At 69.5% G+C, this 23,139-nt stretch carries 24 protein-coding genes and 1 tRNA gene; 12 read left to right on the plus strand and 13 right to left on the minus strand.

Translation table 11 applies throughout. From position 1 onward, the window contains the following. Nucleotides 1-184: 184 nt before the first annotated feature. A complete protein-coding gene (locus ABD204_RS00265; protein WP_241747742.1) occupies nucleotides 185-1,108 on the minus strand; it encodes a M23 family metallopeptidase in 924 nt (307 codons plus the stop codon). A gap of 218 nt (nucleotides 1,109-1,326) precedes the next feature. Continuing rightward, entirely contained in the window at nucleotides 1,327-2,028 is a 702-nt protein-coding gene (locus tag ABD204_RS00270) for an iron-dependent transcriptional repressor DtxR (protein WP_194422745.1), read from the minus strand. Nucleotides 2,029-2,297: 269 nt separating this feature from the next. Between ABD204_RS00270 and serC the strand changes: the two genes are divergently transcribed. Further along, entirely contained in the window at nucleotides 2,298-3,413 is a 1,116-nt protein-coding gene (serC, locus tag ABD204_RS00275) for a phosphoserine transaminase (protein WP_194422746.1), read from the plus strand. 31 nt (nucleotides 3,414-3,444) lie between these two features. Here the strand turns inward: serC and ABD204_RS00280 are convergent, their stop codons facing one another. Continuing rightward, nucleotides 3,445-4,074: a DUF3027 domain-containing protein gene (locus ABD204_RS00280; RefSeq protein ID WP_194422747.1), complete on the minus strand. Its 630-nt coding sequence runs from the start codon at nucleotides 4,072-4,074 to the stop codon at nucleotides 3,445-3,447. Continuing rightward, a complete protein-coding gene (locus tag ABD204_RS00285; protein WP_194422748.1) occupies nucleotides 4,058-4,441 on the minus strand; it encodes a cold-shock protein in 384 nt (127 codons plus the stop codon). The genes ABD204_RS00280 and ABD204_RS00285 overlap by 17 nt, the downstream gene beginning before the upstream one ends. Before the next feature lie 160 nt (nucleotides 4,442-4,601). Here ABD204_RS00285 and ABD204_RS00290 point away from each other — a divergent pair, with 160 nt between their 5' ends. The 7 genes from ABD204_RS00290 (at nucleotide 4,602) to ABD204_RS00320 (ending at nucleotide 12,450) form a co-directional block, all read left to right on the plus strand. Further along, complete coding sequence (locus ABD204_RS00290) at nucleotides 4,602-4,868, plus strand: multidrug ABC transporter ATPase (protein ID WP_194422749.1); 267 nt, start codon at nucleotides 4,602-4,604, stop codon at nucleotides 4,866-4,868. Beyond that, entirely contained in the window at nucleotides 4,869-6,584 is a 1,716-nt protein-coding gene (locus tag ABD204_RS00295; RefSeq protein ID WP_194422750.1) for a helicase-associated domain-containing protein, read from the plus strand. A gap of 46 nt (nucleotides 6,585-6,630) precedes the next feature. Then, complete coding sequence (locus ABD204_RS00300) at nucleotides 6,631-8,274, plus strand: DNA repair helicase XPB (protein ID WP_194422751.1); 1,644 nt, start codon at nucleotides 6,631-6,633, stop codon at nucleotides 8,272-8,274. Between the two features lie 48 nt (nucleotides 8,275-8,322). After that, nucleotides 8,323-9,525: a saccharopine dehydrogenase family protein gene (locus ABD204_RS00305; RefSeq protein ID WP_194422752.1), complete on the plus strand. Its 1,203-nt coding sequence runs from the start codon at nucleotides 8,323-8,325 to the stop codon at nucleotides 9,523-9,525. A gap of 64 nt (nucleotides 9,526-9,589) precedes the next feature. Continuing rightward, nucleotides 9,590-10,282 carry a response regulator transcription factor gene (locus tag ABD204_RS00310; protein WP_194422753.1) on the plus strand — a complete coding sequence of 231 codons (693 nt, stop codon included), beginning with the start codon at nucleotides 9,590-9,592 and terminating at the stop codon, nucleotides 10,280-10,282. A gap of 113 nt (nucleotides 10,283-10,395) precedes the next feature. Continuing rightward, the gene (locus ABD204_RS00315) at nucleotides 10,396-12,045 is read left to right on the plus strand and encodes a sensor histidine kinase (protein ID WP_322597665.1); all 1,650 of its coding nucleotides are present in this window, start codon (nucleotides 10,396-10,398) and stop codon (nucleotides 12,043-12,045) included. A 117-nt stretch (nucleotides 12,046-12,162) separates the two neighbouring features. Then, nucleotides 12,163-12,450: a WXG100 family type VII secretion target gene (locus ABD204_RS00320; RefSeq protein WP_194422754.1), complete on the plus strand. Its 288-nt coding sequence runs from the start codon at nucleotides 12,163-12,165 to the stop codon at nucleotides 12,448-12,450. An 80-nt stretch (nucleotides 12,451-12,530) separates the two neighbouring features. Here ABD204_RS00320 and groL read toward each other — a convergent pair whose 3' ends face one another. The 5 genes from groL to ABD204_RS00345 form a co-directional block, all read right to left on the minus strand. Next, on the minus strand, nucleotides 12,531-14,150 hold the full coding sequence (gene groL / locus ABD204_RS00325) for a chaperonin GroEL (protein WP_194422755.1): 1,620 nt from the start codon (nucleotides 14,148-14,150) through the stop codon (nucleotides 12,531-12,533). Nucleotides 14,151-14,333: 183 nt separating this feature from the next. After that, entirely contained in the window at nucleotides 14,334-14,537 is a 204-nt protein-coding gene (locus ABD204_RS00330; protein WP_194422756.1) for a cold-shock protein, read from the minus strand. A gap of 127 nt (nucleotides 14,538-14,664) precedes the next feature. Beyond that, nucleotides 14,665-15,264, minus strand: coding sequence for a LytR C-terminal domain-containing protein (locus tag ABD204_RS00335; protein ID WP_322597664.1), 600 nt, complete (start codon nucleotides 15,262-15,264; stop codon nucleotides 14,665-14,667). A gap of 78 nt (nucleotides 15,265-15,342) precedes the next feature. Next, complete coding sequence (locus tag ABD204_RS00340) at nucleotides 15,343-15,588, minus strand: DUF3263 domain-containing protein (RefSeq protein WP_194422757.1); 246 nt, start codon at nucleotides 15,586-15,588, stop codon at nucleotides 15,343-15,345. Nucleotides 15,589-15,615: 27 nt separating this feature from the next. Continuing rightward, nucleotides 15,616-16,590: a DUF2332 domain-containing protein gene (locus tag ABD204_RS00345; RefSeq protein WP_194422758.1), complete on the minus strand. Its 975-nt coding sequence runs from the start codon at nucleotides 16,588-16,590 to the stop codon at nucleotides 15,616-15,618. Nucleotides 16,591-16,680: 90 nt separating this feature from the next. Here ABD204_RS00345 and msrB point away from each other — a divergent pair, with 90 nt between their 5' ends. Continuing rightward, the gene (msrB, locus tag ABD204_RS00350; protein WP_194422759.1) at nucleotides 16,681-17,088 is read left to right on the plus strand and encodes a peptide-methionine (R)-S-oxide reductase MsrB; all 408 of its coding nucleotides are present in this window, start codon (nucleotides 16,681-16,683) and stop codon (nucleotides 17,086-17,088) included. Nucleotides 17,089-17,105: 17 nt separating this feature from the next. Continuing rightward, nucleotides 17,106-17,636: a nitroreductase family protein gene (locus tag ABD204_RS00355; RefSeq protein WP_194424151.1), complete on the plus strand. Its 531-nt coding sequence runs from the start codon at nucleotides 17,106-17,108 to the stop codon at nucleotides 17,634-17,636. Between the two features lie 3 nt (nucleotides 17,637-17,639). Here the strand turns inward: ABD204_RS00355 and ABD204_RS00360 are convergent, their stop codons facing one another. From ABD204_RS00360 to ABD204_RS00370, 3 genes are all read right to left on the minus strand, one after another. Further along, nucleotides 17,640-18,575 (minus strand): DMT family transporter, encoded by a 936-nt coding sequence (locus ABD204_RS00360; protein WP_194422760.1) that lies wholly within the window; start codon nucleotides 18,573-18,575, stop codon nucleotides 17,640-17,642. Between the two features lie 99 nt (nucleotides 18,576-18,674). Next, nucleotides 18,675-18,750 (minus strand) — tRNA-Thr (locus ABD204_RS00365). A gap of 32 nt (nucleotides 18,751-18,782) precedes the next feature. Continuing rightward, the gene (locus tag ABD204_RS00370; RefSeq protein ID WP_194422761.1) at nucleotides 18,783-19,772 is read right to left on the minus strand and encodes a DsbA family protein; all 990 of its coding nucleotides are present in this window, start codon (nucleotides 19,770-19,772) and stop codon (nucleotides 18,783-18,785) included. A 221-nt stretch (nucleotides 19,773-19,993) separates the two neighbouring features. On the opposite strand from ABD204_RS00370, the gene ABD204_RS00375 reads away from it, so the two are divergent. Both ABD204_RS00375 and ABD204_RS00380 read left to right on the plus strand, forming a co-directional pair. After that, a complete protein-coding gene (locus ABD204_RS00375; protein WP_194422762.1) occupies nucleotides 19,994-21,097 on the plus strand; it encodes an ABC transporter ATP-binding protein in 1,104 nt (367 codons plus the stop codon). A gap of 71 nt (nucleotides 21,098-21,168) precedes the next feature. Continuing rightward, nucleotides 21,169-22,476, plus strand: a complete 1,308-nt coding sequence (locus ABD204_RS00380) for a DUF4032 domain-containing protein (RefSeq protein ID WP_194422763.1) — start codon at nucleotides 21,169-21,171, stop codon at nucleotides 22,474-22,476. A gap of 7 nt (nucleotides 22,477-22,483) precedes the next feature. Here the strand turns inward: ABD204_RS00380 and ABD204_RS00385 are convergent, their stop codons facing one another. Continuing rightward, nucleotides 22,484-23,122 carry an NAD(P)-dependent oxidoreductase gene (locus ABD204_RS00385; protein WP_194422764.1) on the minus strand — a complete coding sequence of 213 codons (639 nt, stop codon included), beginning with the start codon at nucleotides 23,120-23,122 and terminating at the stop codon, nucleotides 22,484-22,486. Nucleotides 23,123-23,139 lie beyond the last annotated feature (17 nt).

A 23,139-nucleotide genomic window follows, 5' to 3' on the forward strand; every position in this document is an offset into this window, starting at 1 on the left:
GCTCATAGAATGCCGAAGGACGAGGAGTCCGAGCGCATCCATGGTTCGGATGCGTGGCGCACTCTCCATCGACTTCCCTCCGCTTCTCTCAGCGTCGGTCTCAGGGTAGTGCACCACGGCATGCGCGGGGCGGCATCGTCGGATGAACGGGACGTGGCGTGTCGGGGAACACGCCATACAGGCGTCACCCCGCGTTCTGCTGGACCCAGGCCCACGGGTCGACGTACGAACCGCCGATCGCGATCTCCAGGTGGAGGTGGTTGGCCGTGGAACTCCCGGTGGTCCCGACCAGACCGATGACCTGCCCCGGAGAGACGGTCTGCCCCACGACGACCTGTCGGCTGCCGTAGATCATGTGCCCGTAAGTGGAGGTCACCGCCTGCCCGTTGATGACATGGTCGATCACCACGGCCACGCCGTAGCCTCCGAGGCTCTCCTGGGACATGCGCACGACCCCGCCGGCGACCGCGTAAATCGGCGTTCCGGCCGGCGCGAGCAGATCGACACCCATGTGGGATCCGCCGCGGGCGAGGAAGCCGTCGCCGACGGTGTATCCGCCCGCCAGCGGATACCGGACCTCTCCGGAGCCCGGCGCGACCATCGACAGGTCCACCGAGTACGTGCTCCCCGACGAGTCCTCCTGCTCGGTGCTGGCCGCTGCGGCCAGGCGTGCCCGCTCGGCGGCCGCCTCAGCCGCGGCCTCTTCGGCCTTCTTCTCCTCGATCTCCTCGGCGGTGGTCGCCGAATAGCTCTCGCGACCGAGGTCGACGGGCTCCTCGGTGTCGACGTCGGCGTCCGTCGCCGATGCGATCACGAGGGACTGGGCGTCTTCCGCCGCGACCTGCTGAAGGGTCTGGGGTTCCTCGGAGGGAAGGGTGATGGCCCCGTAGGCGGGGAGACCGACGGTGGCGACGAGCCCACCGACCATGCTGAAGATCACCAGAGTGCGCAGGGGCCGACGTGACGCGGCGGGACGAGGGGCCGACGTGACGGCGGCGGCGCCTCGGGTCACGCTCTTCTTGGCGCGCGAAGCCATCCGACGCGCACGGTCGCGTCGAGAGACGGTCGCGGAGACCTGCTCGTCGTGCGGGTGGTTCTCTTCAGCCAAATCAATCCTCCGGCGCCTCGGCGCCGGAGGCGCTGACTCGTCGGCACTGGTGTCGGGGGCACAGCGTGCGATTCGCTGCGAAGGCGACGAGTCCGTGAGGCGACCTTCCCAGCGTCCGGAATCCGCGCTCTCGCGGGATACAGGACCGCGCCAGGCTACCTGAAGATAACGAATAAGTCACGCTGACCGCGCGAGACACCGCGATCCACCTGCACGCGTCACGCCGCGTCGTCGACCAGGAAGATGTGCGAGGCGACTTCGATCGGGAGCTCGAGCGCGTCGGCCGACCCCTCCATCTGAACCAGGACGTACCCCTCACTGAACCGGAACTCCCCGCGAGCGCCCGGGAGGACTCCGGCGTCCTTGAGCTGCTCCAGGAGCTCGGGGTCCACCTGTACCGGCTCCGCGAGCCGTCGCACGGTTCCCCGGATCGGCGCGTCCGCGGCGTTCAGGCGCCGCACGAGACCGACGACGCCCTGTTCGAAAGTCGCCCCGGCCACATCGCCGAGCAGATCGAGCCCGGGGATGGGGTTACCGTAGGGCGATTCGGTGGGGTGCCCGAGCAATTCGACGAGGCGTCGCTCGACCTGCTCGCTCATGACGTGTTCCCACCGGCAGGCCTCTTCGTGCACATAGGCCCAGTCCAGACCGATCACATCCGACAGCAGACGTTCGGCGAGTCGATGCTTGCGCATGACGTCGACGGCCTTCTGCCGGCCGAGTTCGGTCAGTTCGAGTCGACGGTCGTCCGAGACGACGACCAGTCCGTCTCGCTCCATCCGACCGACCGTCTGCGAGACCGTGGGGCCGGAGTGCCCGAGTCGCTCGGAGATGCGCGCACGGAGGGGGACGATGTTCTCCTCCTCCAACTCGAGGATCGTGCGCAGATACATCTCGGTGGTGTCGATGAGATCGGCCATATCGCGGTTCCCTCACAGCTGTCGGACGGGCAAGGACAGCCTATCCGCACCGGGGCACACCGGCCCGGCCCCTCCCTTGCCCGCGCGCCGATGGAAGGCACTTCGCAGCTGAGCCAACGGCCACCGCGTCCCGGAGCCACAACGAACGCGACGCCGTCGGACATGCGATCGACCGGGAGCGACGTGGGCAGCACACCGGCCTGCTGCAGGGGACGCCGGCGGCGGTGGTCGGCGGCGCGCCGGCGCGCCGCCGACCGTAGAATCGTGCCATGGCGCACGTCGAGCTACCCCGTGACCTTCTGCCCGCTGACGGACGATTCGGCTGCGGCCCGTCGAAAGTGCGCGGCGCCCAGCTGGAGTCCCTTGTGACCCGCGGGGCGTCGGTGCTGGGCACCTCGCACCGCCAGGCACCGGTGAAGAACCTCGTCGGCCGGGTCCGCGAGCACCTCGCCCAGTTGCTGCGCATCCCCGAGGGCTACGAGATCGTGCTCGGCAACGGCGGTTCCACCGCCTTCTGGGACGCCGCCGCGTTCGGCCTGATCGAACGCCGGAGCCAGAACCTCGTGTTCGGCGAGTTCGGGGGCAAATTCGCCAAGGCCGCCGCGGCGCCGTGGCTGACCGCCCCCGACGTCCGCACCGTCGAGCCCGGCACCCGCACGGCCGCCGAACCCGTCGAAGGCGTCGACGTGTACGCGTGGCCGCACAACGAGACCTCCACGGGTGTCGCGGCGCCGGTACGCCGCGTGTCGGCGGATGCGGGTGCACTGACCGTCATCGACGCCACGAGCGCCGCAGGCGGCATCGACGTCGATGTCGCGGAGGCCGACGTCTACTACTTCGCACCGCAGAAGAACCTCGGATCCGACGGTGGGCTGTGGTTCGCAGCCATGTCGCCGGCGGCGATCGCGCGCATCGAACGGATCGCGGCGACCGATCGCTACATCCCGGACTTCTTGAGCCTCAAGAACGCCGTGGACAACTCACGGTTGAACCAGACGCTCAACACCCCGGCGCTGTCGACTCTGCTGCTCCTGGAGGACCAGCTGGCCTGGATCCTCGACAACGGCGGCCTCGCCTGGGCCGGCGCACGCACCGCAGAGTCGTCCTCGGTGCTGTATTCGTGGGCGGAGGAGTCCTCCCTCGCCACACCGTTCGTCACCGATCCGGAGGACCGATCGCCGGTGGTCGTCACGATCGACTTCGACGAGTCGATCGACGCGGCCGCCATCGCCAAGAGCCTCCGGGCCAACGGAATCGTCGACACCGAGCCGTACCGCAAGCTCGGACGCAATCAGCTTCGCGTGGCGACCTTCGTCTCGATCGAACCCGCCGACGTACGCAGCCTCGTGCGGGCGATCGACTACACCGTGGAGCGTCTGGGCTGATCGATCGGGGACGCGTTCCTCCCCCCGCCCGTCAGTCCCGCTCGTCGGTCGTGTCGACCGGTTCAGGGTCTTCGTCGGAGGCGGGGGCGTCCGCGTCGTCCGCGTCGACGTCGGAATCGTCGAGATCCGCGTCGTCGCCCTCCGCGTAGTCCGGAGAGAGTTCGTCGATGTCGACACCGTCCACGTCGCCCGAGTGCAGGATCGAGCCGCGGTCGTCCTCTTCGTCCTCATCCGGCTCATCCGCGTCGGAGTCATCCTCGTCCGACCCGTCACCGGACGCGGCGTCCTCGGCGGCCGCGGCCTGCGCGGCCTGATAGTCGGCGAGACGCTCCGCCCACGGGACCCAGTCCGGTGCGAGCAGCGCGTCGTCGCCGGGCAGCAGCTCCACCTCCAGGACCGTCGGGTCGGCGTCGGCCACGCGGGCCAGGCTCACCGTCCAGAACCAACCCGGGTAGCCCGCGAGGCGGTTCGCGAACAGCAGCGAGACGATCCCGTCCGCTTCGACCCGGTGTCCCGCGGGCGCGCCGATGGTCGATTCGGGGGTGATCTCACGCAGGGCCGCCAGCGCCAGATCGTGCGCCGCCAGGAGCGCGGGATCGGGCAGCGCGACCGCGTCGGCTGCCGGCTGGTCGGGACCGGGGGCGTCAGGCGTCGAGGTCATCGGCCACCTTGCGCAGGACCGCGGCGATCTTCTTCGAGTGCGAGCCGCTGGGGTACCGGCCGCGCCGCAACTCCGCACCGAGGCCGTCGAGAAGACCGACGAGGTCCTCGATGATGACGGCCATGTCGTCGGCGGGCTTTCGTGCACGCTTGGAAAGACTGACCGGCGCTTCCAGCACCCGCACCGAGAGGGCCTGAAGTCCGCGCTTGCCGTCGGCGACGCCGAACTCGAGGCGCGTACCGGGCCCCGGCGCCGGGGTCCCCGTGGGCAGCGCCGTGGCGTGGAGGAAGACGTCCTGGCCGTCATCTGTGGTGATGAAGCCGAATCCCTTGTCCTCGTCGTAGAACCTGACCTTGCCGGTGGGCATCGAAACCTCGCTGATACTGGCCCGCGCACGCGGGCAGGGTGAAACCGGGGCCGATCCGACCCCTCCTCCAGACTACGGCACCCACCGCCGTGGACCGGGTACCGCGCCCGCCGCGGACTCCGGAAAGACGCGGGCGCGGCGCTCCGCTAGGCTGGGACGGATGAGCACGCGAACCCCGGGCGGCGACGTCCCCATCCGCCGCATCGACCGCATCCTCGCGTTCATGTCCCTCGGCCTGCTCGCACTGTCGGTCATCTGCTTCTTCGCGATCATGATCGCCTCCAGCGCGGGGGCGGACATGAGCACCGGGCTCTGGCCCACGATCGGGTTCACGGTGTACTTCGCACCGCCCATCGCGTTCGTGATGCTGCTCGCGGTGCTGATCATGACGCTCGTGCGGAGGTCGCGGGCCAACCGCGGATCCTGAGTGGTCTCCGACGAGCGCGCTCTGGCCCTGCAACTGGCAGGACTGGATGACGCACGACTCGGCGAGGTCCTGACGACCCGCGCGGTCTCGGCCGGTGTGGCGTGGCGGGACTTCTTCGACGCGGCCGAGGGTCTGCTCGAGGCGGGATCGGTCGACCGCGCCCTCACCCGTCTCCCGCGTGCCGCGCTGGCGGCACTGGCCGCCCTCGCCGACGGCGAGGACGCGACCATCGACGCGATCCCGTCGTCATCGCAACTCCTCGTCGGTGGCGCGCTACCGACCGCCGTGGCCGCCCGTGTCCGGCGCACCCGCGAAGCCCGGCCCGCCGCCTTCTCCGCGCCGGAAGGCGCTCCTCCGCCCCCCGCGACCGCCGCGCAGGAAGCCTCCGCCGCGGAACGCGCCTTCACCTCCACCGGCGCTCTCGCCGATCTGCTCCTGGCGACCGAGCAGTCGCCGCTGTCGTCGACGGCGACCGGGTCGATCAGCGCGAGCGACCGCCGGCGCCTGCTCGAGGCGGGCATCGTCGAAGACGCCGAGGCGCTCGACGACCTGGCCACGATCGCCCGTGCCGCGGTTCTGATCGACACAGCCGAACGCGAAGCCACGGTCTCCGACGCCGGCGACCGATGGCTCCACCTGCCCACCGCCGAACGATGGGAACACGCGGCGACCGGAATCGTCGCGGCGCTGCCCGTCGGGCTGCGCGACCGCACGGGGGGCATCCGCGCCGCCGCCGACCACGCCGGCGCGTACCCCCTGGACGAGGACTGGCCGCCTGTCGCCGCGCAGTGGGGGCGCGTCCTCCGGCGATGGGGGCTCCTCGACGACGACGGCGCCGAGCCGGCGTGGACGAGAGCTCTGCGCGATTCCGGCGCCATCACCGCCGACGCGCTCCGCGGGCATCTCCCCACGGAGATCGACAAGGTGTATCTCCAGGCGGACCTGTCGGTCATCGCCCCCGGGCCGCTGCTTCCCGACCTCGAACTGCGTCTGCGCGGCATCGCGGCCCGTGAATCCCGGGCCCAGGCCTCCACCTATCGGTTCACGGCCGAGTCCCTCGACGCGGGACTGACCGACGGGGAGACCGCCGAGGGCATCCGCGCGTTCCTCACCGGACTCTCCCTCACCGGGATCCCCCAGCCATTGGAGTACCTCCTCGACAGCACGGCGCGGCGCCACGGTGCGGTGCGGGTGCGCACCGACGATGCGCGTGCGCTCACCGTCGTCGAGGTCGACGACGACGACCGACGCGAAGCGCTGTCGGTCGACCAGGCGTTGCGGCCGCTCGGGCTGGTCCCGGAAGGCAAGGTGCTGCTGACGCGCGCCGGTCGAGACACGGTGTCCTGGGCGCTCTCCGACGCACGCTACCCCGTCACGATGATCGGTGACGACGGGCGGCCGACATCGCCTCGACGCTCGCGTCGCCCGGCTCCCCACGACGCCGCGGCCCCGGGGAGATTCGACGAGCTGATCGCGCGGCTGCGCGCGGGCCACAGCACCGACAGCGATGAGGCCTGGATGCAGCGCGAGCTCGAACAAGCGGTGCGCGCGCGGGCCGCGATCCGCGTGTCGGTGCGGATGCCCGACGGCACCGACCGCGAACTCACCCTCGAGGCGTCGGGACTGGGCGGTGGACGCCTGCGGGGGCTCGATCGGGCCGCCGACGTCGAACGCACCCTCCCGCTGCGGAGCATCGTGCGCGTGACCCCCGTCTGAGCCCGCCGAACGACCATCCCGCCGCGGGCCGGTAGGATCGAACGCTATGGCTGACGGCCCCCTCATCGTTCAGAGCGACCGCACGGTGCTCCTGGAAGTCGCGCACCCCGACGCGGAGACCGCGCGTCACGAATTGGCGATCTTCGCCGAGCTCGAGCGCGCCCCGGAACACATCCACACCTACCGGGTCACCCGGTTGGGCCTGTGGAACGCCCGCGCGGCCGGTCACGACTCCGAGGACATGCTCGCCACCCTCGACCGGTGGTCGCGCTTCCCGGTGCCGCCGTCGGTTTCCACCGACATCCGTGAGACCGTGGCGCGATACGGCCGACTCACGATCGAGCGCACCGACGACGGCGATCTGGTGCTGCGTTCGGACGACGCGCCGGTGCTCGCGGAGGTGACCAAGAACAAGCGCATCCAGCCGCTGCTGATCGGCCACCCCCACCCCGACAGCTACCTCATCGACGCGTGGGCGCGCGGTCACATCAAGCAGGAGCTGCTGAAGATCGGCTGGCCGGCCGAGGACCTCGCCGGATACACCCCGGGGACCCCGCACGAGATCGATCTCGCCGAAGACGGCTGGGCACTGCGTCCGTACCAACGCCAGGCGGTCGACACCTTCCACGACGGCGGCTCCGGCGTGGTGGTCCTGCCATGCGGTGCGGGCAAGACCCTCGTGGGCGCGGGGGCGATGGCGGCGACCGGGACGACGACCCTCATCCTCGTGACCAACACGGTCAGCGCGCGTCAGTGGCGCGACGAACTGCTCAAGCGCACGTCGCTGACCCCCGAGGAGATCGGCGAGTACTCCGGGCAGTCCAAAGAGGTCAAGCCGGTCACGATCGCGACCTACCAGATCCTCACCGCCAAGCGGAAAGGCCAGTACGCGCACCTGGCGCTGCTGGACGCCCTGGATTGGGGTCTGGTCGTGTACGACGAGGTCCATCTGCTGCCCGCTCCGGTCTTCAAGCTCACCGCCGACCTGCAGGCACGGCGCCGGCTCGGCCTGACCGCCACCCTCGTGCGCGAGGACGGCCGCGAAGGCGACGTCTTCAGCCTGATCGGTCCCAAGCGATTCGACGCCCCGTGGAAGGAGATCGAGTCTCAGGGGTTCATCTCCCCGGCGGCCTGCTACGAGGTCCGCGTCGACCTGCCCGCCGACGAACGGCTCGAATACGCCGCCGCGGCCGACGACGACCGGTACCGGATGGCCGCGACCGCCCCGGCGAAGGTCGATGTGGTGCGTGATCTGGTCGCCCGTCACGCGGGTGAACGCATCCTCATCATCGGTCAGTACCTCGAGCAGATCGACACCCTCTCGGACGCGCTGGACGCACCGAAGATCACCGGGAAGACGCCCGTCGACGAGCGCGAGGAGCTCTACCAGGCCTTCCGGGAGGGGGAGATCTCCGTGCTGGTGGTCTCGAAGGTGGCCAACTTCTCGATCGACCTGCCCGAAGCCTCCGTGGCCATCCAGGTCTCCGGGTCGTTCGGGTCGCGACAGGAGGAGGCGCAGCGCCTCGGGCGTCTGTTGCGCCCGAAGACGTCGGGCCACACGGCGAGCTTCTACACCCTGATCGCCCGGGACACCGTCGACCAGGATTTCGCCCAGAACCGCCAGCGTTTCCTGGCCGAACAGGGCTACGCCTACACGATCATGGACGCCGATCGTCTCGACGCCGCGTGATCGTGGGCGACGGCCCTCGCTCCCGCCCGGCCCCGTAGGGTCGTAGCCATGTCGAACGCCTCACGCGATCTGGACATCGTCCTGCTCGGCGCGACCGGATTCGTCGGTCGCCTGACGGCACGCCATCTGGCCCGCCATGCCCCGGACGGGCTGAGGATCGCCCTCGCGGGGCGCTCCCGACCCCGACTGGAGGCCCTCGCGACCGACCTCGGCGTCGACTGGCCCCTCCTGCTCGTGGACACGGCCGATTCGGAGAGCGTAGAGCGCATGGCGCGTGCCACCTCCGTCGTCGTGACCACCGTCGGCCCCTACCTGCGGCACGGTCTTCCGGTGGTGGCCGCGTGCGCGGACGCCGGAACGCACTACGCCGACCTCTCCGGAGAGACGGCCTTCGTCGCCGAAAGCGTGCACCGGTTCGATCGGACCGCCCGGGATCGCGGTGCACGGATCGTCCACTCATGCGGTTTCGATTCGGTCCCGTCGGACCTGGCCGTCGGGCTCGCCCATCGCGAGGCCGGAGGCGTCCCGCTGATCGACGCGACCGGCCAAGTGCGCACGCTGCGCGGCGGGATCAGCGGCGGAACCGTGGATTCGATGCGCCAGCAGATCATCGAAGCGCGATCGGATCCGGCCCTGCGACGCCTCATCGTCGATCCGTACGCACTGTGTCCCCGGCCCGCGTCGCTCCTGCCGGATTCGGCGTGGCGCGGGGGTGTGCGTCGTGACCCGTCGAGTCGGACGTGGCAGGCGCCGTTCGTGATGAGCTCCTACAACCGCCAGATCGTCAACCGCTCCAATCACCTGTCGGGGTGGGGGTACGGCCAGCATCTGCGGTACCGCGAGCTCGTCGACACCGGACCCGGCGTCAAGGGACGGATCCTCGCCACCGCGCTGGGCCTGGGGATCGGTGCGCTCGCAGCGGCGATGTTCTTCGCGCCCACCCGCCGGCTCGTCGATCTGGCGCTCCCCGATCCCGGCGAGGGACCCTCCGAGCAGACCATGGCGGAGGGGAGCTTCCATCTCGACGTCGACGCGTACCCGGTGGTCGGCCCCGCCGTGCGCGCGACCGTCTCGGCACCGTACGACCCGGCCTACGGCGGCACGGCGATCATGCTCGGCGAGGCGGGACTGGCCCTCGCCGCCGGCGAGGGCGCCGGAGGCGTCTCCACGCCGATGAGCGCGCTCGGTGACGTCCTCCCGGACAGGCTGCGCGCCCACGGCTTCACCCTCTCCGCACAGACGCGGGAGTGACCGGATGCCCGGCGAACCGGCCGATATCCAGCAGGTTCCTGGAAACCCTGGCAATAATGACCCTATGACCGCACCGCGCATCCTCGTCGTCGACGACGAGCCGAACATCCGTGACCTGCTGATCACGAGCCTGCGCTTCGCCGGCTTCCAGGTCCGCGCCGTGACCAATGGCGCCCAGACGATCTCGGCCGTGCTCGAGGAGGAACCCGACCTCATCGTGCTCGACGTCATGCTCCCGGACATGAACGGTTTCAGTGTGACCAAGCGGCTCCGTGGAGCGGGGTACACCGCGCCGATCCTGTTCCTGACGGCCAAAGACGAAACCGACGACAAGATCACCGGCCTCAACGCCGGCGGCGACGACTACGTGACCAAGCCGTTCAGCCTCGACGAGATCGTCGCCCGCATCCAGGCGATCCTGCGGCGCACGATGCAGGCCGACGAGGACTCGATCATCCGCGCCGGTGAGATCACGATGGATCAGGACACCCACGACGTGCAGGTCGGTGACGCCGCGATCGAGCTGAGCCCGACGGAGTTCAAGCTGCTGCGATACCTCATGCTCAACCCGAACCGGGTCCTGTCCAAGGCGCAGATCCTCGACCATGTCTGGGAATACGACTTCAACGGCGACGCGGGCATCGTGGAGAGTTACATCTCCTATCTGCGCCGCAAGATCGACCCGCACTCGTCCGAGCCGCTCATCCAGACCAAACGCGGTTTCGGGTACATGCTGAAGACCGGCAAGACCACCTGATCCGGCCCGCCGGACGCACACGGGAGGGGGCGGGCACCCTGGGTTCCGAGACGGATGCCGTCACCCGTTGGTGGCGCGGTATCAGCCTGCGCGCGAAGGTCACCGGTGTCACCGTGACCCTCCTCGCTGTCGGCTTGTTCGCGGCGGGGTTCGGCACGATGACCTTTCTGCGCAGCACGCTCTACAACAACATCGACGCGAGCGTGCGCGGGTACGCCTCCACCGATGCGGTGAGCGGCCTGATCGACGTGTCGGTGGAAGGCGGCCAGGTCTCCTTCACCCCGCGCCACGAAGACGACGTGCCGCCCACGCCGTACTTCGTCGCGGTGTACGGCCCCGACGGTTCCCTCGAAGCGATCGCGGGCGGCTCCGGAGGGGTCGAACCGGATTTCCCCGAGACGTTCACGTTGCAGTCCACGGCGGCGCGCGGGCTCCAGCCTTTCGCGCTCCCCGACGTCGAGGGCGACGAGCGTTTCCTCGCGGCGGTGGATGTCTTCCAGCCCGACGGCGTCGGCGATCTGTTCACACAGATGGTGGTGGTCTCCACCGCCTCGACGAATCAGGTCGTCGCGACCTTCCTGGGCATCTACGCCGTCATCTCGGTGGTGATCCTCGGAGCCGGGGCGCTGGGCACGAGGTGGCTGGTCACGCTCACCTTCCGGAGCCTCGGGCAGGTCGAGGACACCGCCATGTCGATCGCCGCCGGCGACTTCAGCCAGCGGATGACCGACATCGAGCCCCGCACCGAGGTGGGGCGGTTGAAGATCGCGATCAACACGATGCTCGGCCGCATCGACGCCGCCATCTCGCAACGCGAGGCGACGGTACGGCAGATGCGGCGCTTCATCGGCGACGCCAGTCATGAGCTGCGCACTCCGCTGGTGACCGTGCGTGGCTATGCGGAGCTGTACCGCATGGGCGCGATCCCTCCCGGAGACGACACCGCGCAGGCGATGGACCGGATCGAGAAGGAGGCGATCCGCATGGGCGTTCTCGTGGAGGACCTCTTGGCGCTCGCGCGGCTGGATGAGCGGCGCGACGTCGACATCGCACCGGTCGACCTCCGACCCATCGCGCGCGACGCGGCCCTCGATGTACGGGCCACCTCTCCCTCGCGGAAGGTCACCGTGATCGAAGCGATCGACACGGTCCTTCCCGACACGGCAGACGACAGCGCAGACGAGGCGGCCTCGGAGGGCAAGAAGCGCAGCGCACCTCCGACGGCGGTGATCGCGCGGGCCGGGGCCTCCCTCCTCCGGCGGCGCTCGAAGCCCGCGGCGCCTCCAGCGGATCCGAACGCGGACACACTGCCGATCGCGGTGCGGCGTCCTCAGCCGATCGTCAGCGGAGAGGAGAACCGCATCCGGCAGGTCGTGGCGAACCTGCTCGGCAACGCGCGGCGCTTCACCGGGGACGACTCCCCCATCGAGCTGCGGGTCGGCGTGGATCCGGTCGCCGCCACCGGATGGATCGAGGTCATCGACCACGGCGAGGGCGTCCCCGACCCGTTGAAGGAGAAGATCTTCCAACGTTTCTGGCGCGCGGACTCCTCTCGCACCCGGGAGACCGGTGGCACCGGGCTCGGCCTGTCGATCGTCGCCTCCATCGTCGACGCCCTGCACGGTGACGTGCGCGTGGTCGACACGCCGGGCGGCGGGGCGACCTTCCGGGTGTCGTTCCCTCTCGCGCAGCAGCGAGAGAGGGAGGAGCACCTGCTCATCGAGACCCAGCCCCTGCCCCGCCTCGAACGCGACGGGCTCTGACCGGACCTCTCCTCCCCAGCCGTCTTCCCCGGTTTCCTGTCCCCGAGGGCTGCGGGGCCACGCGCACCCGTCTGCGGTGACCCCTACCGTGGGGAGCCACCGAGAGAGGGGTTTCCCATGACAGTGTTCTCCGTCGACAGCGACGCCGTCCTCAGTACGACCACGGCGGTCCGCGGGACCGTCGATCGCCTGCAGGGCGAGGTCCAGGCGATGATGGCGCACCTCACGCAGTTGCAGTCGTCGTGGTCGGGTCCGGCCGCGATCGCCTTCCAGGGGGTGGTCGAGCAGTGGCGCGGCACCCAACGGCAGGTCGAAGATTCCCTCACGACGATCAGCGCGGCGCTGGAACAGGCCGGGCGCCACTACGCCGATGCCGAACAGGCGACCACGGGGCTGTTCCGCTGAGGAACGACGAAGCGCCCCTCCGATGGGGAGGGGCGCTTCGTGTGGTCAGCTCGTCGGAACGAGCCTCGCGGGGTTCGGCGTCAGAAGTCCATGCCGCCGGTCGGGTCGGCCGGAGCGGCCGGAGCCTTCTCGGGCTTGTCGGCCACGACGGCCTCGGTGGTCAGGAACAGACCCGCGATCGACGCGGCGTTCTGCAGCGCCGAGCGGGTGACCTTCGCCGGGTCGATGATGCCCTGCTCGAACAGGTCGGCGTACTCGCCGGTCGCGGCGTTCAGACCGTGACCGAGGGGCAGCTCGGCGACCTTGTTCGCCACGACGCCCGGCTCGAGACCGGCGTTGAGGGCGATCTGCTTGAGCGGGGCCTCGATGGCGACCTTGACGATGTTCGCACCGGTCGCCTCGTCTCCGACGAGCTCGAGACCGCCGAAGGCGCCCTTGCCGGCCTGGATGAGGGCCACGCCACCACCGGCGACGACACCCTCTTCGACGGCGGCCTTCGCGTTGCGCACGGCGTCCTCGATGCGGTGCTTGCGCTCCTTCAGCTCGACCTCGGTGGCCGCACCCGCCTTGATGACGGCGACGCCGCCGGCGAGCTTGGCGAGGCGCTCCTGGAGCTTCTCGCGGTCGTAGTCGCTGTCGGTGTTGTCGATCTCGCGGCGGATCTGGGTCACGCGACCCTCGATCTGCTCCGCCTCGCCGGCACCCTCGACGATCGTGGTCTCGTCCTTGGTGATGATCACCTTGCGAGCACGGCCGAGCAGGTCGAGCGTGGTGTTCTCCAGCTTCAGGCCGACCTCTTCGGTGATGACCTGACCACCGGTGAGGATCGCGATGTCCTGCAGCTGAGCCTTGCGGCGGTCGCCGAAGCCGGGGGCCTTGACGGCGGCCGACTTGAAGATGCCGCGGATCTTGTTCAGCACCAGGGTCGCGAGCGCTTCGCCCTCGACGTCCTCGGCGATGATCAGCAGTTCCTTGCCGTCCTGGATCACCTTGTCGACGATCGGCAGCAGGTCCTTGATGTTCGAGATCTTCTGGTTCGCGATGAGGATGTAGGGGTCCTCGAACACGACTTCCTGGCGCTCCGGGTCGGTGACGAAGTAGGGGTTGATGTACCCCTTGTCGAAACGCATACCCTCGGTGAGCTCGAGCTCGGTGCCGAAGGTCTGCGACTCCTCGACGGTCACGACACCTTCCTTGCCGACCTTGTCGATCGCCTCGGCGATGAGCTCGCCGATCTCGGCGTCGGCGGCGGAGATCGACGCGGTCGCGGCGATCTGCTCCTTCGACTCGACCTCCTTGGCGTCGGTCAGCAGCTGGTCGGTGATCGCCTTGACGGCCTTCTCGATGCCGCGCTTGAGCGAGATCGGGTCGGCGCCGGCGGCGACGTTGCGCAGCCCCTCGCGGACGAGGGCCTGGGCGAGGACCGTGGCGGTGGTGGTGCCGTCACCGGCGACGTCATCGGTCTTCTTGGCGACCTCCTTGACGAGCTCCGCACCGATCTTCTCGTACGGGTCGTCCAGCTCGATCTCCTTGGCGATCGAGACACCGTCGTTCGTGATGGTGGGAGCGCCCCACTTCTTCTCGAGCACGACGTTGCGCCCACGCGGGCCCAGGGTCACCTTGACGGCGTCGGCCAGCGTGTTGAGGCCGCGCTCGAGACCGCGGCGGGCCTCCTCATCGAAAGCGATCATCTTTGCCATGTGTGTGTCGTCCCTCCCGGACGTTGGCTTTCGGTCTATTAGCACTCATACAAGACGAGTGCTAATCCATTCTGGCACTCGACCCCGGGGAGTGCAAGCCGCTGTCCGGAAGCAGGCGGAAGGGCGGGACGCCACCGGCACCCCGCCCTTCACGACGCGCGTCGCCCGTGAGGCGACCTCGCGTCAGACGACGACGCGGACGGACTCCGCCTGCGGGCCCTTCTGGCCCGAGCCGACGGTGAATTCGACCGCCTGGCCTTCCTCGAGGACGCGGAAACCGCTCATCTCGATGTTGGAGTAGTGGACGAACACATCCTGCCCGTCCGTCACGGTGATGAAGCCGTAACCCTTCTCGGCGTTGAACCACTTGACGGTGCCCTGGGCCATGCGAATCTCCTGTAATGCGGTGGGACAGGCTCATCGTAGGCAGACGGGAATTCACGGAACGGCCATCACAGCAACTGTTGACACCGGTGAATAGAAACGTTTACCGGCCTGAAACAACCGGCGCGGATCAGGGCGCGGGGGTCTCTTCGGGGGCGTCGGCGGTGCGGTCCAGTCCGATGACGACCGTCAGCTGTGACGACTGGCTCTCGTCGACGTCCTCGGTGGCCGTGTCGTCCACCGGCTGGTAGAAGTCGCTCTGTTCGATGCGGGCTCCACCCAGCAGGTCGGCGATACCCGCCGCGGCGGCCTCGTCGTCGGGGAACGCGTAGTAGATCGTCGTCTCGGCGAAATCGGTGGTGCCGGCCTCACTGGCGTTGACCTGGTCGGATGACCACCCGGCGGTGACGAGGATGTCCTTCACCTGCGTGGCAAGGCCCGATTCCGGTGTGGCGTTGAGCACCAGCACGTCATAGGAGGTGTCGATCACCGGCTCCACCGTCGCCGTGGGCGTGGGTGTGGGTTCGGCGTCGGGGACGAGCGAGACGCGACCGCTCATGACCATGGTGGCGAAGATTCCGACCACGATGAGCAGGAGCGTGGCCACAGCCGCCCACAGGAAGACCACCCAACCACGCATGTGCGGGTTCTCGGCCCGGTGGGCGCCGACTCGTCCGCTGTCCGTGGGGAGGTCGTCGAAGCGATCCCGCGGGTAGGTCGATTTCGGCACCCCACGATGCTACCCGCACGCGGATGCCGCCCGTGCGCGAGAGGCCCTCTCGTGCGCGCGGATGCCGGTGCGCGCCGGTCAGCCCGGCGTCGGCTCCGAGGCGCGCGGGTCCTCCCTCTCGTCCCGGCGGCGCCGCAGCCGCTTGACGAGCATGGGGTCGTACTCCTGGGCCTCGACCGTGTCGATGAGACGATCCAGCACCTGGTAGTAGCGGGCCGGGGCCAGCCCGAGCTCGGCGCGGATCGCCTCCTCCTTGGCGCCGATGTGCCGGCGCCATTCGGCCTCGAAGTCCAGGAGGGTGCGATCTCGATCCGACAGGGTCATGCCTCCACGCTAACCGCGGCCCATCCGTCACCCGGGAAGCCACTCCACCGACCCACCCAGTGGATCGGCGTAGGCGAGCGGCCGCCCGTCGCGGTGGAGCACGAACCTCCCCGGTCCGGGGGCGACCGGACTCGTCCACCGGTCGTGCACGCCGGCCGGGTCCAGGGAGATCCACGTCGCCCCCGTCTCGACGATGGCGTCGATCAACCGTTCGCGCACGGGGCGCGCGAGGTGCGGAAGCAGACCGAGCGTCGACACCACGGGGGTCAGGCCGCCGGGTACGGCTTCGACCAGGCGGCGGACGACGGCGGGGTCGCCGGCGTCGGCGGGTGCCACGTCGACGCCGAACGCGCCCGCCACGGCCAGAGACGCCTCGATGCGGCGGGCGCGCTGGTCCTCTCCGGGCCACACCAGGGCGAGCAGGAACGCGCGGTCGTCGGGGTCGGCGGGATCCAGCGGAGAAAGGTCGACACCCGCGCGCCACTCGATCGCCGGCATGCGCAACGGTGCGTCGCCGATCACGCGCGCCTCCAACAGCACCGGCGAGAGTCCCGTGACGGGATCGAGTGCCACCATGTCGTCGCCGCACCGGTAGCGGTACGAATAGCGGTCCGGAACGAGGCAGAGCCCGGCGCTGGCACCGAGTTCGATGAGCCCGACCGGGCCCGGCACGTCGGCGAGTGCCGGAAGGAGTGCCGCGCATCGCAACGGCTCATTGGTCTGCAGGGACCGCTGCGCCGCCTCGGCCACGACGGCGTCGGCGTGTGCGACCAGCCATTTCCGCCACCGGTCGAAGGTCCCCTCGGGCGCTCCGAGCATCCGCGTGAGCGCGAACACCAGGGGTGGCTGACCTCTCGTGGCCGGGATGCGCGCGAGCACCCGCTGCACGCGCTCGTCTGCTGCCACTCCGGAGGCCCACTCCGCGTACAACGCCGACCGCGCCGGCGCCTCGTCGCGCGCGAACCGCGCATACCTCTCGCCCACCTCCCGCCACCGGTCCATGGCTCCATCCTCCCGCGCGCGACGTCATCTGCGTCACAGACGGCGCCGACTGCGCCGCGCTGAGGTTGAATGGAGGAGAAGGAGGTCTCCATGGACTATTCCGTCGACAAGACCGATGCGCAGTGGCGTGAGCAGCTGACCCCCGAGCAGTACCGGGTGCTGCGCGAGGCCGGCACCGAGCGGCCCTGGACCGGCGAACTCCTCGACGAGGAACGTGCCGGCCTGTACACATGCGCCGCGTGCGGCGCCGAGCTGTTCAAGAGCGGCACGAAGTTCGACTCCCACTGCGGATGGCCGAGCTTCTACGAATCGGTCCGGCCGGAAGCGGTCGAGCTGATCGAGGACAACAGCCACGGCATGGTGCGCACCGAAGTGCGATGCGCGTCCTGCGGTTCCCACCTCGGGCACGTGTTCCCGGACGGCTTCGGCACGCCGACCGGCGACCGCTACTGCATGAACTCGCTCTCGCTGAACTTCACGCCCGAAGGCAACGCGTGACAGGTGTCCGGAAGGCGATGCGCGACCGGCGCTCGCTGTCCAAAGTCACCGACGACGCCCCCGATCGGGACGAGGTGCTCGACTGCGTCGCCGCGGCGGGCCGGGTTGCCGACCACTCCTCGCTCGGGCCATGGCGCATCATCGAGATCCGGGGTGCCGCCCGCGAGCGGCTGGGACGCGCACTCAACAAGGCCGAAGGGCGCAAGGGCGTGTCGTCCAAGGCGCTGCGCGCGCCGCTCGTGCTCGCGGTGGTCACCTGCCGCCGCAAGAGCAAGGTGCCCCGCTGGGAGCAGGAGGCGGTCGCATCCGGCGTCGCCCATATGCTCAGCCTCGCCCTCGACGACGCCGGGTGGGGGGTCTTCTGGCGCACCGGGAGCGCCACGCGCACCAAGGCCGTCGCGAAGGCCCACGGCCTGGCGAAGAACGAGGAGCTACTCGGATGGCTCTACGTCGGAGGCAAGCCGAACCGGGCCCGCCCGCCACGCCCGAAGCGGATCGATCCGGAACGTTTCGTCTCGCCGATGCCCGGCGGCACACGCGCGCGCTGACCGTCACCGACGGCGCCGGGCGCGCGGGAACACGGCGATCGCCGCCCCCACCAGCGCGATCGCCGAGACCACGATCCCGATGACGGTGCGCGGGCTGGCCACCGTGGGCCACAGTGCGTCCAGCACCACCGATGTCGTCAGTTGCCCGACGACCGCCCCCAGACCCATCAGCAGCACGCCGGTGTGTTGCACGACCGCGGCGCCGATGAAGATGTAGGCGACACCCAGCGCGCCGCCGAGATACAGCCACGGCTCGGTCGGGAACGCCTCCGGTGGCCCGACCAGGAGCACGTGCACCGCCGCGGCGGCCAGCAGCACCAGGGTGCCGCCGGCGAAGTTGACCGCGGTCGCGGTGAGGGCCGACCCCACACGTTGACGCAGGCGTCCGTTCGTGGCCTGCTGCCAGGCGATCCCGCCCCCGACGAGGAACGGCAGCACGAGCATCCACCAAGGCACGCCGCGCACCGACTCCCCGGTGACCGACAGCAGCACCGCGCCGACCGCGATCGAGGCGCCGAGGACGCGCGACATCGTCACGGCCACCACACCGGCCGGACCGTAGCCGGCACGATCGAGCACGAGCCCGTTGACCGCCTGGCCCGCCACCATGCCGACGGTGAACAGCGACACCCCGATGACGGCGACCGTGAGGCTCTGTGTGGCGACGCTGAAGGCTCCGGCGAACCCGCCGATGAGCATCCACCACGGCACCGTCCGTGCGCGCAGCCCGGTGGTCAACGTCGTGAGGCCACGCCGTCCGGCGGGAAGGGCGAGGCTGACCGCCACGAGGATGAGCAGACCCGAGCCGAACGACACGGCGGCCGCGACGAAGCCGTCCTGCAACCGTTCGCCGAGCGACCCGTTGACGCGCGCTTGGATCGCGGTGAGCACACCGATCATGACGGCGCCGACCATCGCGAGCGGACGGTGGGCGATCATCCCCCCATCTTGCCCCGCGCTCGGCGCGGGACTCGAACCCGTAACCGCCCGATGACAACGTCGGGGTCGACGCCAAGGGCGCCCGACGGGCACCGTACGTGGAGCCGACTACGGGACTCGAACCCGTAACCGCCCGATTACAAGTCGGGTGCGCTACCAATTGCGCCAAGTCGGCAAGGCGACCAGTCTACCCAGCCGCCACCCGGGTCACGGCGTCGGCGTCGGGGTGGGCGTAGGCGCGGCCTCGTAGTACGCGTCGCTGGAGACGGTGAGCACGAACTGTGCGAACTCCGCACCGTCGTCGAGCGCCCCGACGTACGGGATGCCGTTGACGAGGACCATGGGCGTCCCGGTGAGGGAGATGTCGTCGGTGTCCGGGATGCCATCCAGTGCGCGGTCGGTGGCCGACTTGGCCCATGCCGCGAACTTCTCCTCGACGATGCAGTCACGCACCGTCTGCGGGTCGTCCGCGCCGGAGGCCTGCGCGAGGTCGGCGAGCTCGATGTCGGAGTAGCCTTCGGTGTCGAGCTCGGGCTGCTGCTTCAGGAGCGTGTCGTTGAACTTGAAGAAGTCGTCGGGCGAGTGGTGCGCCATGCACGCTGCGGCGCTCGCGGCGCGCAGCGAGTACTTCGTTCCGTTGGACTTGGCGGTGAGCATCGCGACCGGGTAGTAGCTGAGGGTCGCGGCGTCTTCACTGACCCACTTCTGCAGCTGCTGCACGTTGGCGACCTGGAAATCCTTCGCGCCGCTGGAAAGGTAGTCGACGTAGATCCGGATGTCGACCACGCCCGGCTCGGGGGTCTCGGTCTCCACCGGCTCCGCCTCGGCGGTCATCGCGGCGGCGGATGAGTCGTCGCCGCCGTCGGCGTCCGTGTCCTCCTCCTCGTCATCGGCCGTCGTCGGCTCGGCGCCGACGGATCCGACACCCGTGACGTTCGTCACGACGAATCCGTCCTCGCTGACGTTGGCCGGCTGCGCCATGGTGCGCGAGGCGTTGCTGGAGACGGTCCAGGTGATCACGACGGCCACCGCGGCGACGACGGCGACGATGACCGTGGCCAGCGAGACCCGCTGGATCAGGCGCGTGCGAGACTGCCGCTGCTGCACCTGCTTCGCCTTTGCGCGCACGGCGTCCCGGCGGTCTTCGGGGGTGGGTGCGGGAGCGGGTGTCTCGGGAGTCGATTCGTCGTGTGACATGGAACCTCGTGGAAGAGCTTGGGGCCGTATCCTCCGGCGTGCCGCTCGGGGAGCGCGGCTTGGACGATGCTAGCCACCGTCCCTGGGAAATGACCAGACACGTCGCTCACAGCCCCGCGTGGCATACTGGTCACGCGCCCGATGGTGGGCGCGCGGGAACACCCCCGCTTCCATTCACTACGGATCGTCCGGCACGTACCTGCCGGTGAAGGAGAAAGACCATGGCGTCCGTCACGTTCGACAACGCAACCCGCTTGTACCCCGGAGGCCAGCGCCCCGCGGTCGACAAGCTCAACCTCGAGATCGCCGACGGCGAATTCCTCGTCCTCGTCGGACCCTCCGGTTGCGGAAAGTCCACCTCGCTGCGCATGCTCGCCGGCCTCGAAGAGGTCAACTCGGGTGCCATCCGCATCGGCGACCGCGACGTCACCGACGTTCCGCCGAAGGACCGCGACATCGCGATGGTCTTCCAGAACTACGCGCTGTACCCGCACATGACCGTCGCCGAGAACATGGGCTTCGCCCTGAAGATCGCCGGCGTGGGCAAGGAAGAGCGCGCCCAGCGCGTGCTCGAGGCCGCCAAGCTCCTCGACCTCGAGGAGTACCTCACCCGTAAGCCCAAGGCCCTTTCGGGTGGTCAGCGTCAGCGTGTCGCGATGGGTCGCGCCATCGTGCGTCAGCCGCAGGTGTTCCTCATGGATGAGCCGCTGTCGAACCTCGACGCGAAGCTCCGTGTGCAGACCCGCACCCAGATCGCGTCGCTGCAGCGTCGCTTGGGCGTCACCACGGTGTACGTCACGCACGACCAGACCGAGGCGCTCACGATGGGTGACCGCATCGCCGTGCTCAAGGACGGTCTGCTCCAGCAGGTCGGCACCCCGCGCGACCTGTACGAATCACCCGCGAACGTGTTCGTGGCCGGCTTCATCGGTTCGCCGGCGATGAACCTCTTCCCGGTGCACCTCGTCGAAGGCGGCGTGGAGTTCGGCAACAAGATCGTCAGCGTCGACCACGAGACCCTCGGCAAGGCACACGGGTCCGAGGTCACCGTGGGCGTGCGCCCCGAGGACATCATCGTCGCCCCCGAGGACGACCAGGGTCTGCCGGTCAAGGTCGACCTGGTCGAGGAGCTCGGCGCCGACGGCTACCTGTACGGCCACGCCGACATCAACGGCAAGCGCACCGACATCGTCGCGCGCGTGGACGGCCGCAAGCACCCGATGGCGGGCGAGACGGTGAAGCTGGCCCCGGTGCCCGGACACATCCACGTGTTCGATGCCGAGAACGGCGAGCGTCTCACGAGCGAAGCGATCCACTCGGCGTAATCGCATCAGACACCAGTGCGGCGCGGGCGGGTCACGGACCCTCCCGCGCCGCACTGTCTCCAGGAGGAATCGTGGCGGAATCCCTGTCCATCACTGCCAGTTCGGTCGATCCGGCGTTGCTCGCCCTACCGTGGTCGACACCGCTGGCCGAGTGGCCGACGAGCACGATCGTGTTCCTCCCGAAGGGCATCTCGCGTCACCTGGTGCGATTCGCCAGCCTTTCGGGACGCGTGGTGGCCATCAAGGAGACCACCGAGGAGATGGCCCGCCGCGAATACGACATGCTCGGCAACCTGCACCGTCTGGATGCGCCGTGCGTCGAGCGGGTGGCCGTCATCGCGGGACGCACCGACGCGGACGGGCAACCGCTTCCGGCGGCCCTGGTGACCGCCCACCTGAAGTTCTCCCTCCCGTATCGCGCACTGTTCACCCAGGTGCTGCGGCCTGACACCGCGACCCGGTTGGTCGACGCGCTCGCCGCACTGCTGGTCCGGCTACACAACGTCGGATTCTTCTGGGGGGATGTATCCCTGTCGAACACGCTGTTCCGACGCGACGCGGGCGCCTTCGCCGCCTATCTCGTCGACGCCGAGACGGGTGAACTGCACGAGGCGGGGCTGACCGCCGGACAGCGCGCCCACGATCTGGATGTCGCCCGCACGAACATCGCCGGGGAGATCATGGACCTCGAAGCCGGCGGGCGACTCGAGGGCGGCGTGGACGCCCTCGCGATCGCCGACGGGATCGTCGAGTCATACCACTCGCTGTGGGCCGCGCTGACCGATCGTGAGTCGTTCGGCGCCGACGAGTCGTGGCGCATCACCGAGCGGGTGCAGCGCCTGAATGCGCTCGGGTTCGACATCGGCGAGATGTCGATCACCACGACCGACGACGGCACCCGGGTGGCCATCCAGCCCAAGGTCGTCGACGCCGGGCACCATCAGCGTCGGCTGCTGCGTCTGACCGGTCTGGACGTCGAGGAGAACCAGGCGCGGCGTCTGCTGAACGACCTCGACGAGTTCCGGGCCCGCATCTCGCGGCTCGGCGACGACGAGGAGGTCGTGGCGCACGAGTGGTTGACCCGCGTCTTCGAACCGGTCGTGATGGCGATCCCGTACGACCTGCGGGCGAAGCTCGAACCGGCGGAGGTGTATCACCAGGTCCTGGAGCACCGATGGTATATGTCGCAGTCGCGCGGGGGTTCCGTGCCACTGGCCGAGGCCCTGGGCAGTTACGTCGACGCGGTCCTGCGCCACCGACGTGACGAGGCGACCGTCATGGGTCCGCCGACCGAGACGATGTCTTTGCCGGTGGTCACCGCCGATATGCCGGTCGTCGACGACGAAGGCGACACCGTCGACTGGCGGGACCTCGTCTGAAACGACATCAGTAGCCGACGGAGAACGCCTCCCCGGTGTGCCGCGGGTTTTCGATCTCGTCGAGGACGGCCACCGCGAGATCCGCTCCGGAGATGTAGGAGTCCCCGTCGGGATCCACGACCAGGACGGGGCCGCCGTCGCGGTACTCTCCGGTGCGTTCGCCGGGGTTCCACGCGCCGAAGCCCCCGGCCGGATGCACGTAGAACCATTCCCGACGCGACCCGGCCTCGAGGTCCTCGAGGATCTCGAGCGCTTCGAGCGCTTCGGGCTTGTACTCCTCGGCGAACTCGAGGGTGTGCACCAGTCGCGGCCCGTCCGGGCTCACGCGGCTGCCGCCGGCACCGCCGACGACGCCGAGTCGTACCTCTGCCGGCAGGTGCGCGGACAGCTCGGCGACGGCGGGGCGCAGCATCCCGGTCATGTCGCCGCGGGCGGGGACGGCGACGACGACGACCTCCACGCCTTGCATCTCGGCCACCAGGGTGGGGACATCGGCGATGCTCCCCTCGAGGTACATGGCGTGCTCGACGCGCTCGGAGACCGCCTTGCGGGCGACCACGAGCACCGTGTGTCCGCGCTGTGTCGCCTCCGCGGCGATGTGTCGACCGGCGTAGCCGGTCCCTCCGATGACGGCGATGCGAGCCATGGTGGTCCTTTCGATCG

This window comes from Microbacterium aquimaris (assembly GCF_039531285.1).
GTDB lineage: Bacteria > Actinomycetota > Actinomycetes > Actinomycetales > Microbacteriaceae > Microbacterium > Microbacterium aquimaris.

Coding starts and splice junctions, on each gene's coding strand:
- ABD204_RS00290 (WP_194422749.1), top strand. CDS start 4,602: ATGAGCACGCGAACCCCGGGCGGCGACGTCCCCATCCGCCGCATCGAC.
- ABD204_RS00375 (WP_194422762.1), top strand. CDS start 19,994: ATGGCGTCCGTCACGTTCGACAACGCAACCCGCTTGTACCCCGGAGGC.
- ABD204_RS00360 (WP_194422760.1), bottom strand. CDS start 18,575: ATGATCGCCCACCGTCCGCTCGCGATGGTCGGCGCCGTCATGATCGGT.
- ABD204_RS00270 (WP_194422745.1), bottom strand. CDS start 2,028: ATGGCCGATCTCATCGACACCACCGAGATGTATCTGCGCACGATCCTC.
- groL (WP_194422755.1), bottom strand. CDS start 14,150: ATGGCAAAGATGATCGCTTTCGATGAGGAGGCCCGCCGCGGTCTCGAG.
- ABD204_RS00330 (WP_194422756.1), bottom strand. CDS start 14,537: ATGGCCCAGGGCACCGTCAAGTGGTTCAACGCCGAGAAGGGTTACGGC.
- ABD204_RS00320 (WP_194422754.1), top strand. CDS start 12,163: ATGACAGTGTTCTCCGTCGACAGCGACGCCGTCCTCAGTACGACCACG.
- ABD204_RS00340 (WP_194422757.1), bottom strand. CDS start 15,588: ATGACCCTGTCGGATCGAGATCGCACCCTCCTGGACTTCGAGGCCGAA.
- ABD204_RS00285 (WP_194422748.1), bottom strand. CDS start 4,441: ATGCCCACCGGCAAGGTCAGGTTCTACGACGAGGACAAGGGATTCGGC.
- ABD204_RS00385 (WP_194422764.1), bottom strand. CDS start 23,122: ATGGCTCGCATCGCCGTCATCGGAGGGACCGGCTACGCCGGTCGACAC.
- ABD204_RS00370 (WP_194422761.1), bottom strand. CDS start 19,772: ATGTCACACGACGAATCGACTCCCGAGACACCCGCTCCCGCACCCACC.
- serC (WP_194422746.1), top strand. CDS start 2,298: ATGGCGCACGTCGAGCTACCCCGTGACCTTCTGCCCGCTGACGGACGA.
- msrB (WP_194422759.1), top strand. CDS start 16,681: ATGGACTATTCCGTCGACAAGACCGATGCGCAGTGGCGTGAGCAGCTG.
- ABD204_RS00300 (WP_194422751.1), top strand. CDS start 6,631: ATGGCTGACGGCCCCCTCATCGTTCAGAGCGACCGCACGGTGCTCCTG.
- ABD204_RS00355 (WP_194424151.1), top strand. CDS start 17,106: ATGCGCGACCGGCGCTCGCTGTCCAAAGTCACCGACGACGCCCCCGAT.
- ABD204_RS00305 (WP_194422752.1), top strand. CDS start 8,323: ATGTCGAACGCCTCACGCGATCTGGACATCGTCCTGCTCGGCGCGACC.
- ABD204_RS00345 (WP_194422758.1), bottom strand. CDS start 16,590: ATGGACCGGTGGCGGGAGGTGGGCGAGAGGTATGCGCGGTTCGCGCGC.
- ABD204_RS00280 (WP_194422747.1), bottom strand. CDS start 4,074: ATGACCTCGACGCCTGACGCCCCCGGTCCCGACCAGCCGGCAGCCGAC.
- ABD204_RS00310 (WP_194422753.1), top strand. CDS start 9,590: ATGACCGCACCGCGCATCCTCGTCGTCGACGACGAGCCGAACATCCGT.